Annotated in this window: 17 protein-coding genes and 2 tRNA genes; 10 read left to right on the forward strand and 9 right to left on the reverse strand. The window is 46.4% G+C overall.

Annotation, left to right across the window (positions count from 1 at the left end):
* The first annotated feature begins 404 nt into the window (after positions 1-404).
* Positions 405-818, forward strand: coding sequence for a hypothetical protein (locus ACVA6Q_RS19780; RefSeq protein ID WP_446648664.1), 414 nt, complete (start codon positions 405-407; stop codon positions 816-818).
* 576 nt (positions 819-1,394) lie between these two features.
* Here ACVA6Q_RS19780 and ACVA6Q_RS19785 read toward each other — a convergent pair.
* Positions 1,395-1,471, reverse strand: a tRNA-Pro gene (locus tag ACVA6Q_RS19785).
* A gap of 257 nt (positions 1,472-1,728) precedes the next feature.
* Here ACVA6Q_RS19785 and ACVA6Q_RS19790 point away from each other — a divergent pair.
* The 3 genes from ACVA6Q_RS19790 to rluF all read left to right on the forward strand — a co-directional run bounded on the left by ACVA6Q_RS19790 (position 1,729) and on the right by rluF (position 3,788).
* Positions 1,729-1,869, forward strand: a complete 141-nt coding sequence (locus ACVA6Q_RS19790; RefSeq protein WP_042473952.1) for a DUF3149 domain-containing protein — start codon at positions 1,729-1,731, stop codon at positions 1,867-1,869.
* Positions 1,870-2,007: 138 nt separating this feature from the next.
* Positions 2,008-2,589 carry a DNA endonuclease SmrA gene (smrA, locus tag ACVA6Q_RS19795; RefSeq protein WP_353498093.1) on the forward strand — a complete coding sequence of 194 codons (582 nt, stop codon included), beginning with the start codon at positions 2,008-2,010 and terminating at the stop codon, positions 2,587-2,589.
* A 71-nt stretch (positions 2,590-2,660) separates the two neighbouring features.
* A complete protein-coding gene (rluF, locus tag ACVA6Q_RS19800) occupies positions 2,661-3,788 on the forward strand; it encodes a 23S rRNA pseudouridine(2604) synthase RluF (protein WP_446648665.1) in 1,128 nt (375 codons plus the stop codon).
* 20 nt (positions 3,789-3,808) lie between these two features.
* Here the strand turns inward: rluF and ybaK are convergent, their stop codons facing one another.
* From ybaK to hemA, 8 genes are all read right to left on the reverse strand, one after another.
* The gene (ybaK, locus tag ACVA6Q_RS19805) at positions 3,809-4,285 is read right to left on the reverse strand and encodes a Cys-tRNA(Pro) deacylase (protein WP_446648666.1); all 477 of its coding nucleotides are present in this window, start codon (positions 4,283-4,285) and stop codon (positions 3,809-3,811) included.
* An 80-nt stretch (positions 4,286-4,365) separates the two neighbouring features.
* Positions 4,366-6,030 carry a bifunctional UDP-sugar hydrolase/5'-nucleotidase UshA gene (gene ushA, locus ACVA6Q_RS19810; RefSeq protein ID WP_446648667.1) on the reverse strand — a complete coding sequence of 555 codons (1,665 nt, stop codon included), beginning with the start codon at positions 6,028-6,030 and terminating at the stop codon, positions 4,366-4,368.
* Positions 6,031-6,409: 379 nt separating this feature from the next.
* Positions 6,410-7,261 carry a 3-deoxy-8-phosphooctulonate synthase gene (kdsA, locus tag ACVA6Q_RS19815; RefSeq protein WP_446648668.1) on the reverse strand — a complete coding sequence of 284 codons (852 nt, stop codon included), beginning with the start codon at positions 7,259-7,261 and terminating at the stop codon, positions 6,410-6,412.
* A gap of 17 nt (positions 7,262-7,278) precedes the next feature.
* Positions 7,279-8,088 (reverse strand): SirB1 family protein, encoded by an 810-nt coding sequence (locus ACVA6Q_RS19820; protein ID WP_418641667.1) that lies wholly within the window; start codon positions 8,086-8,088, stop codon positions 7,279-7,281.
* 3 nt (positions 8,089-8,091) lie between these two features.
* The gene (locus ACVA6Q_RS19825; RefSeq protein WP_112462325.1) at positions 8,092-8,475 is read right to left on the reverse strand and encodes a SirB2 family protein; all 384 of its coding nucleotides are present in this window, start codon (positions 8,473-8,475) and stop codon (positions 8,092-8,094) included.
* Positions 8,476-8,505: 30 nt separating this feature from the next.
* A complete protein-coding gene (gene prmC, locus ACVA6Q_RS19830) occupies positions 8,506-9,360 on the reverse strand; it encodes a peptide chain release factor N(5)-glutamine methyltransferase (RefSeq protein ID WP_353498085.1) in 855 nt (284 codons plus the stop codon).
* A gap of 3 nt (positions 9,361-9,363) precedes the next feature.
* Entirely contained in the window at positions 9,364-10,452 is a 1,089-nt protein-coding gene (gene prfA / locus ACVA6Q_RS19835) for a peptide chain release factor 1 (protein ID WP_429761162.1), read from the reverse strand.
* 26 nt (positions 10,453-10,478) lie between these two features.
* On the reverse strand, positions 10,479-11,738 hold the full coding sequence (hemA, locus tag ACVA6Q_RS19840) for a glutamyl-tRNA reductase (RefSeq protein ID WP_446648669.1): 1,260 nt from the start codon (positions 11,736-11,738) through the stop codon (positions 10,479-10,481).
* 172 nt (positions 11,739-11,910) lie between these two features.
* On the opposite strand from hemA, the gene lolB reads away from it, so the two are divergent.
* The 6 genes from lolB (at position 11,911) to ACVA6Q_RS19870 (ending at position 16,577) form a co-directional block, all read left to right on the forward strand.
* On the forward strand, positions 11,911-12,531 hold the full coding sequence (lolB, locus tag ACVA6Q_RS19845; protein WP_353498082.1) for a lipoprotein insertase outer membrane protein LolB: 621 nt from the start codon (positions 11,911-11,913) through the stop codon (positions 12,529-12,531).
* 11 nt (positions 12,532-12,542) lie between these two features.
* Complete coding sequence (gene ispE / locus ACVA6Q_RS19850; RefSeq protein ID WP_446648674.1) at positions 12,543-13,415, forward strand: 4-(cytidine 5'-diphospho)-2-C-methyl-D-erythritol kinase; 873 nt, start codon at positions 12,543-12,545, stop codon at positions 13,413-13,415.
* A 27-nt stretch (positions 13,416-13,442) separates the two neighbouring features.
* Positions 13,443-14,393 carry a ribose-phosphate pyrophosphokinase gene (locus tag ACVA6Q_RS19855; protein ID WP_042503361.1) on the forward strand — a complete coding sequence of 317 codons (951 nt, stop codon included), beginning with the start codon at positions 13,443-13,445 and terminating at the stop codon, positions 14,391-14,393.
* 120 nt (positions 14,394-14,513) lie between these two features.
* A complete protein-coding gene (pth, locus tag ACVA6Q_RS19860) occupies positions 14,514-15,104 on the forward strand; it encodes an aminoacyl-tRNA hydrolase (protein ID WP_353498081.1) in 591 nt (196 codons plus the stop codon).
* An 11-nt stretch (positions 15,105-15,115) separates the two neighbouring features.
* A complete protein-coding gene (gene ychF / locus ACVA6Q_RS19865) occupies positions 15,116-16,207 on the forward strand; it encodes a redox-regulated ATPase YchF (RefSeq protein WP_353498080.1) in 1,092 nt (363 codons plus the stop codon).
* A gap of 293 nt (positions 16,208-16,500) precedes the next feature.
* A tRNA-Met gene (locus ACVA6Q_RS19870) sits at positions 16,501-16,577 on the forward strand.
* The last annotated feature ends 114 nt before the right edge of the window (positions 16,578-16,691 follow it).

Here is a 16,691-nt window from a genome sequence, read left to right on the forward strand (position 1 = left end):
ATTAGCCCACTGTGAATGCCGAGTGGCATCAAGACGGATCGCACCCAAAATCAACACCAATAAGTTTGCCACTATCCATCTAGTGGGCAAATCGATAAAGATGTGGCAGGTACAGCAAATCGTCAGCAACCAAGCTGATTGTGATCGTCGTCACAGTGGTAGAACAAATCTAAAATGAGAATTTTTTTCGCTCTCAGGGGGTCCACCGCAAAGGGGGATTTACAAATAGGAGCATAACTGCCTTTAGTATAACCACACACTTTTAAAGGTCAAAATAAACCCAACAAATGTGTGACAATAACACTTAATCAGCATCCGCTGATGGCGTAAAATGGTAAAAGTAGTCCTCCTGTAATTGGTACTTTAAGCACGTCAGCAAGAACTACTCCAAGAGGAATCAATCAATGAAAATGCTTAAAGATATCGCCATCAGCTCTGTTATCACCACTATCGTTATGTTGGTCTTAAACGCATCTTGGGACTGGGTATTTATTGCTAGCCTAGAAGTAGCGGTACTGGCTTCGGTCATACTGGCGGGAATGCTAAAAGGAGCGATTTCTTTGGAGAAAGTGATGGCGGCCTATTTCCTGACGCACAAAACGATGCCAAAGCTCAAACGCGGCGTGTCTTCATACATTATTTTGGTTGGCTCTAAGTTTGTGGCCATGGGCGTGATTGCGATGCTATTTGGTCAGCATGTTGCATTTACTGGTGCGTTGGGTGGAATTGTGGCGTTTTTTGCGATTATTTTTGCTGTGTTGGGTGTTGAAGGGGTTATTGGTAAGGTAATAGCGCGCCGTGAAGTTGTTGCGGTTTAAAGTAGACGATCTTTTGCTCCTCCCCTTAATAAGGGGAGGCTGGGAGGGGTGCTCTTATATCTTTAACACTCTAAAATTAAAGATAAAAAACCAAGAGCCCCCCCCTCTAACTCCCCCGGCTACGCGCCCCGTTATTAAGGGGGAGAACTACTGGCTCGTTCCTAACGTCACATCGCCTGCTTTTGAGAAGCGATGCACAGCGAGCCTGTTGCTCCTCCCCTTGATAAGGGGAGGCTGGGAGGGGGGCTTTTATCTTTAAATCTCTAAAATTAAAGAAAAAACAAGAGCACCCCCTCTAACTCCCCCTTATCAAGGGGGAGAACCAAGACTAGCTCCTACGTCGCATCGCCTGCTCACTGCGATCTTGTACAAACCGGGCACATCGTTTACAAAATTGCTTTCGCCAAAACGCAAAAAGCCTCGCTAAATAGCGAGGCTTTTCTAAAAATGGTCGGTGAAGAGGGATTTGATGCGACTGGGCTTCCAGCCCCCGACCCGCATGCGCATTCCTAACATCTCGTCTTTCTAGAGTACAGAATGCAAAAAACCCCGCTTATTAGCGGGGCTTTTTAAAAGTGGTCGGTGAAGAGGGATTCGAACCCCCGACCCTCTGGTCCCAAACCAGATGCGCTACCAAGCTGCGCTATTCACCGAGATTGCTGAGTGGCTTATTGCCTGTCAACGGATGCGTATATTACTGATAATTCTGAGGCGTGCAAGGCTTTTATGGCATCTTTTTACTAAAACCGAGTTGTTTGGTCAGCAACTAGCCAGAAGCACGAAAAATGTGACCAAATACACACACTAACATACAGGTCATTAACAGTCTGGGTACAATTGATCCAGATCAGTGTTCATTTTTGCACCAAACGTTAACGTAACTCTGTCTTCACTACTTTTTGGAGGAAACATGGACTTTTGGCTTGATCTCCTATTTGGTAATGCAGTGGGCTTGTCTTCGATGATTGTCATCTTTGGGGCGTTTGGTCTGATGCTGTTTTACGGTGCTTTCTTCATATATAAAGTAATGAATGACAAATCTCCTCACTAGAATCGCTTAGCGTCTATGTAAATAGATAACTGCTATGCACCGGAGTGGATCGCCTGTTCACTCCGGTTTTTTATGCTCTCACTTTTGTGCTGACTTCGTATATACTGCCATTAAATTGGCTTATTTCGAGATGCAGTTATGTCTCAAGACGATGACCTAGACCTATTTCAACAAATGATGGGCGATGTAAAGCCTATCCAGCACGACACCGTCGAACTGAAAAAGTCCCACCAGGTTTCTGACGCGCAAATAGCAAAGCGCCAAGCCGCACTTTGGCTATCTGAGCAAGACCCTGAATATCTCTCCATCGACTATGCACCTATGGTCAAGCCTGACGACATTATCGAGTTCAAGCGTGATGGTGTGCAGGAGGGGGTGTATCGCAAGCTCAGACTAGGCAAGTACCCACTTCAAGCTAAACTCGACTTACACAGGCGAACACTGAAAGAAGCTCGTGATGAGGTGATTAAGTTCTTGCAGCAATGTATGCGCATGGATATTCGCACCGTGATTATTGTCCATGGCCGCGGGGAGCGTTCAAACCCGCCCGCTCTTATGAAAAGCTACTTGGCAAATTGGTTAACGCAAATCAAAGATGTCCAGTGTGTTCATAGCGCCCAACGCTTTCATGGTGGTAGTGGTGCAGTGTATGTCATGCTTCGAAAGAGCCAAGAAAAGAAGCTTGAGAATCGCGAACGCCATCAAAAACGCACGAGTTAAGTGACTTAACGCTGGGTTGGGTATAAAATACGCGACCTTTAAAACAGACCAACATAGAGTGATAGCCTCACATGTCGAACCCTGCTGACGGAAAACGTCTCAACAAATACATCAGTGAAACGGGCTTTTGCTCGCGTCGTGAAGCGGATAGGCTCATTGAGCAGCAACGTGTAACGATCAATGGCAAGGTGCCGGAAATGGGCACAAAAGTGCTACCTGGCGATAATGTTGAGATTGATGGTAAACCTGTTCGTAGCAAGGAAAAGCCAATCTACATCGCGCTAAACAAGCCGACGGGTATCACCTGTACTACCGAGCGTGATGTACCTGGAAACATTGTCGACTTTGTTGGTCACCATAAACGTATCTTCCCTATTGGTCGTTTGGATAAACCTTCCGATGGTCTTATCTTCTTAACCAATGACGGCGACATCGTGAATAAGATCCTTCGTGCTGGCAACAACCACGAAAAAGAATACGTCGTTCGCGTCGATAAGCCGATCACCAAAGACTTCATCAAAAAGATGGGCGCAGGTGTGGCAATCCTTGATACCGTCACTTTGCCGTGTAAAGTTGAGCAAGAGACTAAGTTTGCGTTTCGTATTACCCTGACACAAGGCCTCAACCGTCAGATCCGTCGTATGTGTGAAGCGCTAGGTTATGACGTTCTAAAGCTGCGCCGCGTGCGCATTATGAATATCTCTATTGATGGTATTCCTAACGGCAAATGGCGTTACCTAAGCGATGAAGAAGTGGCAGAAATTCTGCGCATGTGTGAAGGCTCTGTAACTACAGAGGAAGCTTCACGCAAAGATGCTAAGGGGCGTCGTATCACTAAGGCTACCGATGCTAAGTTGCACGACGCACGTCGAGAAGCTGAATTTGAGAAGAACCAGCGTGACGGCAGAAACCCGCGCTCGGCTAGTCGTAATAACCGTGACAACATGAAAACGTATTCTGGTCACGGTGCCGATGAATACCGCCGCGGCCCAAGCAAGCGTCGTCACTCTGATTCCGATAACCAACGCAATGAAGGTGGCCGCGGTGACAAACCTAGCCAGCGCAAACCGAGTCATTCTGGTAATAAATCTCGCCCAGCCAAACCTGCAGCTAAAAGGCCAGTTAACCCGAAATCCGGTCAGTCCGATTCGGGTCAAAGAAAGCCTCGTGTCGGTGGGACTTTGTCGCTGAAGAAGTGATACTGCAGTTTGGCAACAAACTATGCCTCACATAAATTCACAAATTTCGCTCGAGTTAGTGCCGCCAAGTCGGTGGGTGCTAACTCAATTTCTAACCCGCGTTTTCCTGCACTTACACACATCACTTCTAGGCTCTCTGCGGAGCTGTGAATAAACGTCGGCAATGCTTTCTTTTGGCCTAAAGGGCTAATACCACCAAGTACATAACCTGTTGTTTTCTGTGCAATGTCTTTATCTGCCATGTCGGCCTTTTTACCACCAGCGGCTTTCGCTGCCAACTTCAAATTGAGCTTTTCTGCCACAGGAATAACGGCAACGGCTAAATTCTTCGGTTCACCGTTGATAGCAAACAGTAAGGTTTTAAATACAGTGGCGGGATCTTGCCCTAGTGCTTCTACCGCTTCCAAACCATAACTCTCATGGCGAGGATCGTGATCGTATTGATGAACGGTGTGAGTGATTTTCTTCTTTTTTGCTAGGTTGATTGCCGGGGTCATTGCTTACTCCAAAACTCGCAGACCAAAAAAACGGCGCCTTTCGGCACCGTTCTATTTATTGAATAAAAACCAGTTAAAGTCTAGTTTTTATAAACAATTTCGCCTTTTGGCTGATACTTGTTCACATCAATTGGGCTGTTCGCTTCTAGGTACTCTTTTAGTACTTCTGCATCAACAAAGCCTGTGTTGACGTGACCTGCGTGACCTGTCAGTTTTGGATAGCCATCGCCACCTGCCGCGTTAAAGCTTGGTACGGTAAAGCGGTAAGTCGCTTTAGGATCCAGCGCTTTGCCATTAATAACAACGTTAGAAACCGACTCTTTACCCACTGTCATTTCAATGCCAGCAAACTGAGCGTAAGCACCTGAGTCGACTGGTTTTGTCGCAACAACATTTAGGTAATCAAGAACTTCTGCACCTGACATATCTGTATAAGTGATGATGTTGCCAAATGGCTGAACGATCAGTACATCTTTATAAGTGACATCGCCTTCAGCGATAGAATCACGAACACCACCAGAGTTCATCACAGCAAAATCCGCTTTTGCGCGTTCCATGTGTGCAGTACCAATCAAACGACCTAGGTTAGTTTGGCTAAAGCGAACGACATTACGGTCACCTTCAAGCTTGCCGTTTGTGTCAGCAATTTTAGCCCCTAGCTGCTCTTGGCCTTTTTCTTGGAATGGTGATAGGAAAGCGAGTAGCTCTGCATCTTGCTTGATTTCATCTTCAACCAATACGCGCTGCTTCTTACCATCAACTTTGACTTTTTTCTTCAAGTTCACAGGAATAAGATCGTAGCTCACCATGTTCAGCTCGCCGTTTTTGAACTCATAGTCCGCACGGCCGACGTATTTACCCCACTCGTACGCTTGAACAATCCAAGTACCGTTTTGAATATCAGGCTTACATTCATCGCTCGGCTTGAAGTTCTTCTTAACGACATTTGGCCCTTCCATACATACAGGCTCTTGTGAGTGACCACCCACAATCATGTCTAATTCGCCTTCATTCAAGTAACGTGCTAGTGCTACGTCACCTGGTGCGTTAACACCGCGTTGACCATTTTCATAGTGACCCATGTGAGTAACGGCGAAAATAAGATCAGGTTTTTCTGTCTCTTTTAGTTCAGCGATAAGCTTTTTCGCTTCTACTTTTGGATCGCGGAATTCAATGCCACCGATGTACTCAGGGTTACCAATTTTTGCCGTATCTTCTGTCGTTAGACCGATAACCGCGATCTTGATGCCTTGCTTATCAAACATGTGGTAAGCATCAAACAGGCGCTCGCCGGTTTCTTTGTCGTAGATGTTGGCAGACAACATTGGGAAGTTTGCCCACTCTTTCTGTTTAAACAGAACCTCAAGTGGGTTATCAAATTCGTGGTTACCTAGCGCCATCGCATCGTAACCAATCATGCTCATGCCTTTGAAGTCTGGCTCAGCGTCTTGAAGATCAGACTCTGGTACACCTGTGTTGATGTCACCACCAGAAAGTAGCAATACGCTACCGCCCTCTGCTTCCACGTCTGAACGAATTTGGTCGATCAGCGTCTTACGCGCTGCCATGCCATATTCGCCATATTTGTTTTGCCAGAAGCGACCGTGATGGTCATTGGTATGCAGGATGGTTAGCTTATACGTTTCATCAGCATTCCATTCTTGCTCGGGTTGAGTTGCGCATCCTGCTAGTGACGCGATGATAGCCGCACTGAGTACGGACTTAAACATAAGGCTTTTTTTCATTGTCATACCTTTTGAACTTTGGGGATCCACTGCCTAGAGCATATTGAAATAGCTCACTTTTCGCCGATAAGCATTTTAAAATGCCAAGAAAAACATCGACAAAATTTGCGTTAGTTTAAAGTAAGCTATCAAACATAACATTCTGATTTCACTTTTATGTAATCTATATCACAAGTTGATATAAACTCGTTGGCATAATAGTCAGTAATATATGTTGCTGCTCGGAAACTGTACTGGATAGAGACGCTACAGAGCGAGCTATTCAACCAGTTAAGATCAATTTTTCTGCGAAGAAACGATTGCCCAACAGGATTAGTTAACATGAAAAAGCCAGCTTGATAACAAGCTGGCTTTCTGTTTTCTATTGAATCGCTAGCGACTATTTGATGTCGATATGTTCGAATCCTTTAATCAAATCATCCAGCGCTTTCATTTGAGCTAAGAACGGCTCTAGTTTGTCGAGTGGCAAAGCCGATGGGCCGTCACAACGTGCTTTGTCTGGGTCTGGATGCGCCTCGATAAATAGACCAGCAATGCCCGTCGCAAGGCCTGCTTTCGCAAGTTCAACCGTCTGCTCACGTCGACCGCCAGAAGCCGCGCCAGATGGATCACGCATTTGCAGTGAGTGCGTCACATCAAAAATGATTGGACTACCATTTGAGGCTTTTTTCATTACACCAAAACCAAGCATATCAACCACCAGGTTGTCGTAACCGTGGCAAGAGCCGCGCTCACAAAGGATGATATTTTCATTACCACACTCAGCAAACTTATCCACGATGTTACCAACTTGACCTGGGCTCATGAACTGAGGTTTCTTCACGTTGATCACAGCACCTGTCTTAGCCATCGCTTCCACAAGATCCGTTTGACGAGCTAGGAATGCTGGTAACTGAATCACATCCACTACGTCTGCGACAGGTTGAGCTTGCGCTTCTGTATGAACGTCAGTGATGATTTTCACGCCAAAGGTGTCTTTCAGCTCTTGGAAGATTTTCATTCCTTCTTCAAGACCTGGACCACGATAAGAGTGCACAGAGCTGCGGTTTGCTTTATCAAATGAAGCTTTGAATACGTAAGGAATACCCAGCTTCTCTGTTACCTTCACATAGTACTCACAGATCTGCATCGCAAGATCACGTGATTCCAATACGTTCATACCCGCGAATAGCGTGAAAGGCTTGTCATTCGCAACTGGGATATCGCCTACGTGTACGGTTTTCATTTCCATGTTGTTATTCTCTGAGTTTAGTGAAGGGTCACAGGGGTGCGGCTAATCGCAGTCACCTGTGTTTTCAGTAATTCGATTGCAGGGTCATCTGGGCATTGGTCAATAAAGTATTGAAAGTCACTTGCCGCAATTTGATGACAATCTAGCTGTTGATAAATATAGCCGCGATCGCGAATTTCGTATGGATCGTCCGGTACAAACGTCAGAGCCAAATCGGTACATTGTAGAGCTAATGTGTATTTCTCTTCACGTAGCAGCGCACTTTTCAGTAGTGCTAACCAGCGACCAATCACGGTTGGATTATCAACTGTGTCAAGGTGCTTAGCTTCGAGCTTGGCAAGTGGTCCTTCATGACCGATAAGCCATGCCTGTAAACGTTTTTTGCTAACGTACTCACCATCGTAGGGGTTGATGTAAACTGGCGCTTCATTCGGCCAACACACTTTCACCAAAAACTGAGTCGGGAAAGTGACCGCTTCCATGGGTAAGCCAAGCTTACTGCCAAGGTAGAGCAAAATAGAACCAAGGCTCACTGGCACACCTTTACGGCGCTCTAATACCTTGTCTATGAAGGCATTGTCCGATGAGAAATACTCATCGTCATCACCTTTAAATTGCCATTCAGCATAAAACAGGCGAAGCAGCGCATCTAAACGCTGCTTATCATCAACTTCGTGAAACAGTTGCTGCTCAGCCTCTTTGGCTAAGCGCGCGAGTTCAAGTTCAGCCCAATGCTGCTGCGTCTCAGGATCCACTGCTTTGTTTAAGATCAGTGCACCTTCTGCTAACTCTATCGCATCAAAATCTTCGTCAAACAGTTCAATCATGGTTTACCCCATTAGGAATGGCGTTTTTAACATGGCAATCTTCGCTGCCATCAATAGCCACCCTAGCGCACCAAAAAAGGCGCATGTTCTTAATAAATTGTTCTTTGCCAGCTTTAACGTGAAAAAGGCCAATGCAAAATAGGCCATAATGCAGGTCACTTTCTCTGTCATCCACGGCGCTGCATCAGTAAAAGGGACAAAGCCGGTGTAAGCAATAAGGCCAAAACCAGAAAGCAATAAAAGAGAGTCGTTGATGTGTGGGAAGCGTTTTAGGAACGGTAAATTCACTTTTGGAGAATTCATCATCATCAGTCCGTATCGAACCGACAATAAGGCCACTGAAATCGCAATCGTCAACAAGTGAAAATGCTTTAATCCTTCATACATATGAGCGTCTCTCTTACTTTCTTTTGGTTGTTATGGGTGCCACTTTCCGAGTGTCACTCTATCATTGTTGGCGTAGTCTTTCTCTGTAGTAACTTCGGTAAAACCATGGAGCTCCATGATGCGTCTTACCGCGTCTCCCTGCTCAAAGCCGTGTTCGAACAGAAGCCAGCCACCATCAAGCAAATAACTTGGCGCAGCCGCTGTAATCGTTTCTATATCGGCCAGACCGTTGTTTTCTGCAACTAATGCCGACGATGGTTCAAAACGCACATCCCCTTGAGAAAGGTGGGGGTCGTTTTCATCGATATAAGGTGGGTTGGAGACAATAATCGCAAACTTGTGACCCTGGTCAATCGGAGCAAACCAACTGCCTTGAGCAAAGCGAACATTACCAATATTCAGTTTGTCGGCGTTACTTTTGGCAAGCTCAACCGCCTCATGCTGAAAATCTACCCCCTGAAGCTGACGTTTTGGAAGCTCCGATGCCAAAGCAAGCGCAATTGCGCCAGTGCCCGTGCCCAAATCAAGCAAATCACCATCGATAAGCATCGCTTTATCTAGGGCAAGCTCAACCAAACGCTCGGTATCGGGTCTTGGAATCAGCGTGCTAGGTGCAACATTGAGTGGCAATGACCAAAACTCTCGCTCGCCAAGAATATACGCGACTGGCTCACCTGCGGTGCGTCTTGCCATTAGCGCATCTAACTGAGTCGCCTGCTCTGGGGTTAGCTCTTTTTCTGGCCAAGTAAGCAAGTAGCTTCGCGGCTTTTCAAGGGCGTGACAGAGCAATACTGCCGCATCTAGACTTGGCGAGTCGCTACCTGACTCAGAAAGAACAAGCGATGCTCGTTTGAGCACCGCTTCTATAGACATATCTAGCGACATGAATTAGTGGTTCTCTGCAAGCGCAGCCAGCTGATCCGCTTGGTGTTCTTGAAGTACTGGATCGATAAGGCTTGCCATATCACCTTCCATTACTTCATTCAAACGGTACAGTGTTAGGTTGATGCGGTGATCAGACACACGGCCTTGTGGGTAGTTGTAAGTACGGATACGGTCACTACGGTCACCCGAACCTAGTAGGTTACGACGAGCATCAGAAACCTCTGCCGCACGGCGAGCTTCTTCAGCTTGAACGATACGTGCTGCTAGTACAGCCATCGCTTTCGCTTTGTTCTTATGCTGTGAACGCTCATCCTGACACTCTACCACTGTACCTGTTGGTAAGTGGGTAATACGAATAGCAGAGTCAGTGGTGTTAACGTGCTGACCACCAGCGCCCGATGCACGGAAGGTATCAATCTTAAGATCCGCTGCTTTGATTTCTGGCAGATCCGCTTCTGGGATCTCAGGCATTACCGCAACAGTACATGCTGACGTGTGAACACGACCTTGCGATTCTGTTTCTGGAACACGCTGTACACGGTGACCACCAGATTCAAACTTCATTGTGCCGTAAACAGCGTCACCAGACACTTTAGCGATCATCTCTTTATAACCGCCCTGCTCTGACTCATTGCAGCTCATCACCTCAATACGCCAACCTTTTTTCTCTGCAAACTTAGAGTACATACGGAATAGGTTGCCCGCGAAGATACCCGCTTCATCACCACCCGCGCCAGCACGGATTTCTAGGAAACAGTTGCGTTCATCGTTTGGATCTTTTGGAAGAAGAAGAATTTGCAGCTCGTCCGCTAGCGTTTCGATCGATGCTTTTGCTTCTTTGATCTCTTCTTGAGCCATTTCACGCATTTCTGCATCGTCTTCTTTTGCCATCTCTTCAGCCGCTTCAAGATCGTCTTGCGCTTGCTGGTAGGCTTGGAAACACTTGGTCACTTCTTCAAGCTGAGAGTACTCTTTCGATAGAGCACGGAACTTGTCTTGATCACCGATAACACCAGGGTCACCAAGTAAATGTTGAACTTCTTCATAGCGTTCAACCAGAGTTTCCAATTTTACTAGAATGGAGGCTTTCATAATTGCGTCTTTTCTCGGGGTGAGGCTTATTTCGTTTGGTCTAAACCCAAACTCTGTCGGATAACTGCCAGTTTTGCAGGTTCACCCTGCTCAGCAGCATCTTGCAGCGCTTTGGTCGGCGCGTGAATAAGCTTGTTTGTTAATTTATTACTGAGCTCTAACAGCACTTTTTCTGGGTCTCCCCCTGCTGCTAATGCTTGTAAGCTTTTTGAAAGTATATCTTGTCTAGTGTCATTCGCTTGTTTGCGATACTGCCTAATACTATCCACTGCCTGCAATGAGCGCATCCAAGACATAAACTGCGCGCTCTCTTCGCTGACAATCGCTTCAGCTTGAATGGCTTCTACCTTACGCTGCTCGATATTGTTATCGACAATAGACTGTAGGTCATCAACGGTGTAAAGGTAAGCATCATTTAGCTCGCCGACTTGTGACTCAATGTCACGCGGTACAGCAATATCGATGAGCAGCATTGGTTGAAAACGGCGCTTCTTAATCGCGGTCTCTACCATGCCTTTACCAATAATAGGCAATGGACTCGCTGTTGAACTGATTACGATATCGGCTTGTGGCAATACCTCGGGAATATCATTCAGCGCAATAACCTGCGCACCGAACTGGGTGGCGAGCACTTCTGCGCGCTCTTTGGTTCGGTTGGCGACGATCATCTTTTTACAGCCTTGTCCTTCGAGGTGCTTAGCAACCAATTCGATGGTTTCACCAGCGCCTACCAGCAACACGGTTGAGTCCGCCAAAGATTCAAAGATCTGTCTTGCCAGTGTCGTTGCCGCATAAGCGACAGAAACCGCACTGCCACCAATTTCGGTTTCAGTGCGAACACGTTTCGCAACAGAGAAGGTCTTTTGGAACAGCTTCTCTATACCGCCTTCAACCGATTGGTGGTCACGAGCGTCGCTATAGGCTTGCTTAACTTGACCAAGAATTTGCGGCTCACCCAGTACCAATGAATCTAGGCCACAAGACACACGCATTAAGTGCTTGATCGCAGCTTGCTCTTCGTACACATACAAAGAAGGCTTTAACTCCTCTGCTGGCACATCGTGAAAGCGCACCAACCAATCAATAAGTTGTGCTTTATTGGTATCACCGGTGTCGCAGTAGATTTCTGTGCGGTTACAGGTCGACAAAATTACCGAGCCATTGACTTTGGCATTGTCTCTCAGCTCATTCAGTGCTCGGTCGAGTTTTTCCGGTGGGAACGCCACCTTTTCTCTCAGATCCACTGACGCTGTATTGTGGTTAATACCAATAGCAAGCAATGACATGTAACGCGAATTCTCTGATACAGATTTGACAAATAGGGCAGAATTTTACTTGATGGCACCACTTATTGAAAGACTCGGACCAATATGTTTTCCTGAGTTTGTGGGATTGATGCTATAGTCTGTCAATATTGTATTGAATTTGCACAATAATCCATCACGTAAGTAGTTTCCTATGCACAGACTTTTTCGTCGCCTGTTTTACACATTGACGGCACTGTTTTTGTTTGGCTGTAGCACAATGCCACCCGAGCCACAAAGTGTCGAATGGCAAGCTCACCGAGCTGAGCTCAACGCCCTTACCCAATATAAGGCCAGCGGCAAACTTGGCTACATTTCGCCAGAGCAGCGCCAAACCTTGAACTTCTATTGGACATACTCTGCCAATTTGACTCAAGTTCGCCTAACCACCTTTCTCGGCCAAACGGTCTTCAACCTTACGTCGACACCCAATGGCGCGTTTATTGAAACCTATGACGACCAAAAGCTATCAGGCCAAGACGCTAACCTGCTTATCTACCAGTTAACAGGGCTCAACATTCCAATTGAGCAGTTGGCAGATTGGCTTATTGGTCAACCAAACTCCGCTGATAGCTATCAGCTCAATGAGTTCAACACAGTGGCAAGCCTGACCAAACAGCTAAATAGGAAGGCTTGGCAGCTTAACTATACCGAGTATCGCAGTTTCACACTCGAAGATGAGACCCGCACACTACCGATGCCAACTCGAATGCAGCTAGTGCAAGATGACACCAAGCTCAACCTCGTTGTTTCCAAATGGACTATCAAACAGTGACCAAACGTACCATGATCACCAACACTACCACATGGCCAAGCCCGGCTAAGCTCAATCTGTTTCTCTACATCACAGGGCGACAGGCCAATGGCTATCATGAATTACAAACTCTGTTCCAATTCATTGATCTTTGCGACTCACTAGAAATCACCGCCAACAACAGCGGTGACATTACCCTGTCGCCAGAAATCGAAGGGGTAGCCACACAAGATAACCTCATTTGGAAAGCAGCCAGCGCGCTTCAAGCGAAAGCCCAATGCTCTTATGGCGCCCATATTAGACTCGATAAAATACTTCCAATGGGCGGTGGTATTGGCGGCGGCTCATCGAATGCAGCGACGGCATTGGTTGCGCTAAACTTCTTATGGCAAACCCAACTTAGTGTTGATGAACTGGCGGAAATCGGTCTCGCACTCGGTGCTGATGTACCGGTATTTGTACGTGGTTTCGCCGCATTTGCAGAAGGCGTAGGTGAAAAACTCAGCGCGGCAGAACCCGAAGAGCTTTGGTATTTGGTTGTCAAACCAAAAGTGAGCATTGCGACCGTGGATATCTTTACGCATCCTGACCTGACGCGAAATACGCCGAAGCAAGAGCTGACAACGCTTTTAGACAGCCCTTACGGAAACGATTGCGAAAAAATTGTCCGAATGCTGTATCCAGAGGTTGATAACCAACTTTCATGGCTGCTACAATACGCGCCGTCAAGATTGACGGGTACTGGATCGTGCGTGTTTTCCGAGTTTAAAACTCAGGAAAATGCACAAAAAGTCCTAGAACTGCTTCCTGACACCGTCTCCGCTTACGTGGCGAAAGGGTGCAACCGCTCTCCTTTACTAGAGACCCTGGCTAACTATGAATTAGCCCTATTACAATCTGTTTAAACTGGACGCAACCCTGAGGTTTCCACCGTGCCTGATATGAAGCTATTTGCTGGTAACGCAACACCTGAACTAGCCCAACGTATTGCTGACCGTCTATACATCTCTCTAGGAGATGCTACTGTTGACCGTTTCTCTGACGGCGAAGTCGCTGTTCAAATCAATGAAAACGTTCGTGGTAGTGATGTATTCATCATTCAGTCAACTTGTGCGCCAACTAACGACAACCTAATGGAGTTAGTGGTAATGATTGATGCAATGCGCCGCGCTTCAGCAGGCCGTATTACTGCTGTTATTCCTTACTTTGGTTACGCTCGTCAAGACCGTCGTGTGCGCTCTGCACGTGTGCCAATCACTGCAAAAGTTGTTGCAGACTTCCTTTCAAACGTTGGTGTTGACCGCGTTCTTACTATCGACCTACACGCAGAGCAGATTCAAGGCTTCTTCGATGTACCTGTAGATAATATCTTCGGTACACCAGTGCTTCTTGAAGACATGGCTGAGCGTGGTCTAGAAGATCCAGTGGTTGTTTCACCTGACCTAGGCGGTGTTGTGCGTGCTCGTGCGACAGCTAAAGCACTAGGCGACATCGATATCGCGATCGTCGACAAGCGTCGTCCACGCGCTAACGTATCTGAAGTGATGAACCTAATCGGTGATGTTGAAGGTCGCGACTGTGTGATCGTTGATGACATGATCGATACTGGCGGTACGCTATGTAAAGCAGCAGAAGCGCTTAAAGAGCGCGGTGCTAAGCGTGTATTCGCTTACGCAACTCACGCTGTATTCTCTGGCAACGCTGCTAAGAACATCAAGAACTCTGTTCTAGACCAAGTTATCGTGACTGACTCTATCACGCTAACAAAAGAGATGGCTGCGACTGGTAAAGTAACTCAGCTAACTCTATCTAGCATGCTTGCTGAAGCTATTCGTCGCATCAGCAACGAAGAATCAATCTCTGCGATGTTTACTTCAAAGTAATTCTCGCCTAGAAATGAAAAAACCACTTCCCTTCGAAGTGGTTTTTTTGTATTCACATTTTTTGTGCCAATTTAGTGTGCTATTATACCGCGCTTTTGAGATTCAAGAGAGATCTTAACGTTGACTCAGCAGATAAAATTGCTTGTAGGCCTTGCCAATCCTGGACCTGAATACGCTCGTACGCGTCACAATGCCGGTGCTTGGGTGGTAGAGGAACTCGCTCGTATCCATAACGTCACTTTGAAAAACGAACCAAAGTTCTACGGTCTCACGGGTCGAATTCTGGTGAATGGCAGTGACTTACGACTGTTAATCCCCACCACATTTATGAACCTGTCTGGAAAAGCTATTGCTGCACTTGCGAAGTTTTATCAGATCAAACCTGAAGAGATCATGGTCGCTCACGATGAGCTAGACTTACCTCCAGGCGTTGCCAAGTTCAAAAAAGGTGGCGGTCATGGCGGGCACAATGGTTTAAAAGACACCATTAGCAAGCTGGGCAACAATAAAGAATTTTATCGTCTAAGGATTGGTATTGGCCATCCTGGGCACAAAGACAAAGTAGCAGGTTATGTACTCGGTAAAGCGCCAGCAAAAGAGCAAGAATGCCTTGATGCTGTTGTCGATGAATCCGTTCGCAGTCTCGACATCTTACTGAAAGATGGCCTGACAAAAGCACAAAATCGCTTACACACCTTCAAAGCTGAATAAGGTTTACAATCATGGGTTTTAAATGTGGCATCGTTGGTCTACCAAACGTAGGTAAGTCAACTCTGTTTAACGCACTGACTAAAGCTGGTATCGAAGCAGCAAACTTCCCGTTCTGTACTATCGAACCAAACACAGGCGTGGTACCTGTGCCAGATCTACGTCTAGACGCGCTGGCGAAAATTGTTAATCCACAAAAGATCCTTCCAACAACCATGGAATTTGTGGACATCGCAGGTCTTGTTGCTGGTGCTTCTAAAGGTGAAGGTCTGGGTAACAAATTCCTAGCGAACATCCGTGAAACTGACGCGATCGGTCACGTAGTTCGTTGTTTTGAGAACGAAAACATCGTTCACGTTGCAGGCAAAGTGTCACCAATCGAAGACATCGAAGTGATCAACCTTGAGCTAGCTCTTGCTGACTTAGACTCTTGTGAGCGCGCAATTCAACGTAATGCTAAGAAAGCAAAAGGCGGCGACAAAGACGCGAAATTCGAGCTCACCGTACTTGAAAAGCTACTACCAGTGCTTACTGAAGGTGGCATGGCGCGTACTGTTGATCTTGCAAAAGAAGAGCTAGCAGCCGTTGGTTACCTAAACTTCCTAACGCTAAAACCAACCATGTACATCGCAAACGTGAATGAAGATGGTTTTGAGAACAACCCGTATCTTGATGCAGTACGCGAGTACGCAGAAAAAGAAAACAATGTAGTTGTTGCGGTGTGTGCATCTATCGAATCTGAGCTTTCTGAGCTAGACGACGAAGATCGCGAAGAGTTCCTAGCTGACATGGGTATTGAAGAGCCTGGTCTTAACCGAGTGATCCGCTCTGGTTACGAACTACTGACTCTGCAAACCTACTTCACTGCGGGCGTTAAAGAAGTTCGCGCTTGGACTATCCCTATTGGTGCAACTGCGCCGCAAGCCGCAGGTAAGATCCACACTGACTTCGAAAAAGGCTTCATCCGTGCAGAAGTTGTTGGTTATGACGACTTCATTCAATACAACGGTGAGTCTGGTGCAAAAGATGCAGGTAAATGGCGTCTAGAAGGTAAAGAATACATCGTTAAAGATGGTGATGTAGTTCACTTCCGCTTCAACGTGTAATTTCTTCACACTCGTTATTGTTTAAAAAGCCAGCAACTGCTGGCTTTTGTTGTGTTACAAGGTCTATCAACTCACAATAAGACTCCATATCGAAACCAATAGCACCTTAGAAAATCGACAATTATCTAGCAGATTTAGATCAGAAACAGAGCGGTTTGATTAAAAAAGGTTCGAACGGCACTTTTTGGCGAATTTCTTCACAAAAAAAGTTGACGCATCACACTCAACTCCGCATAATGCGCCCCGTTCTCAGCGATAAGGCAACTTTCGAAAAGAATCAACAATATGGAAATGGCTACGTAGCTCAGCTGGTTAGAGCACATCACTCATAATGATGGGGTCACAGGTTCGAATCCCGTCGTAGCCACCATTTCCTAAGCACTCTTTTTAGAGTTTTTAGGAAATAATGCGGAAGTGGCGGAATTGGTAGACGCACCAGATTTAGGTTCTGGCGCCGCAAGGTGTGAGAGTTCAAGTCTCTCCT

It is taken from the genome of Vibrio sp. DNB22_10_4 (genome assembly GCF_052879755.1).

Coding starts and splice junctions, on each gene's coding strand:
- ACVA6Q_RS19780 (WP_446648664.1), top strand. CDS start 405: ATGAAAATGCTTAAAGATATCGCCATCAGCTCTGTTATCACCACTATC.
- ACVA6Q_RS19790 (WP_042473952.1), top strand. CDS start 1,729: ATGGACTTTTGGCTTGATCTCCTATTTGGTAATGCAGTGGGCTTGTCT.
- smrA (WP_353498093.1), top strand. CDS start 2,008: ATGTCTCAAGACGATGACCTAGACCTATTTCAACAAATGATGGGCGAT.
- rluF (WP_446648665.1), top strand. CDS start 2,661: ATGTCGAACCCTGCTGACGGAAAACGTCTCAACAAATACATCAGTGAA.
- ybaK (WP_446648666.1), bottom strand. CDS start 4,285: ATGACCCCGGCAATCAACCTAGCAAAAAAGAAGAAAATCACTCACACC.
- ushA (WP_446648667.1), bottom strand. CDS start 6,030: ATGAAAAAAAGCCTTATGTTTAAGTCCGTACTCAGTGCGGCTATCATC.
- kdsA (WP_446648668.1), bottom strand. CDS start 7,261: ATGGAAATGAAAACCGTACACGTAGGCGATATCCCAGTTGCGAATGAC.
- ACVA6Q_RS19820 (WP_418641667.1), bottom strand. CDS start 8,088: ATGATTGAACTGTTTGACGAAGATTTTGATGCGATAGAGTTAGCAGAA.
- ACVA6Q_RS19825 (WP_112462325.1), bottom strand. CDS start 8,475: ATGTATGAAGGATTAAAGCATTTTCACTTGTTGACGATTGCGATTTCA.
- prmC (WP_353498085.1), bottom strand. CDS start 9,360: ATGTCGCTAGATATGTCTATAGAAGCGGTGCTCAAACGAGCATCGCTT.
- prfA (WP_429761162.1), bottom strand. CDS start 10,452: ATGAAAGCCTCCATTCTAGTAAAATTGGAAACTCTGGTTGAACGCTAT.
- hemA (WP_446648669.1), bottom strand. CDS start 11,738: ATGTCATTGCTTGCTATTGGTATTAACCACAATACAGCGTCAGTGGAT.
- lolB (WP_353498082.1), top strand. CDS start 11,911: ATGCACAGACTTTTTCGTCGCCTGTTTTACACATTGACGGCACTGTTT.
- ispE (WP_446648674.1), top strand. CDS start 12,543: ATGATCACCAACACTACCACATGGCCAAGCCCGGCTAAGCTCAATCTG.
- ychF (WP_353498080.1), top strand. CDS start 15,116: ATGGGTTTTAAATGTGGCATCGTTGGTCTACCAAACGTAGGTAAGTCA.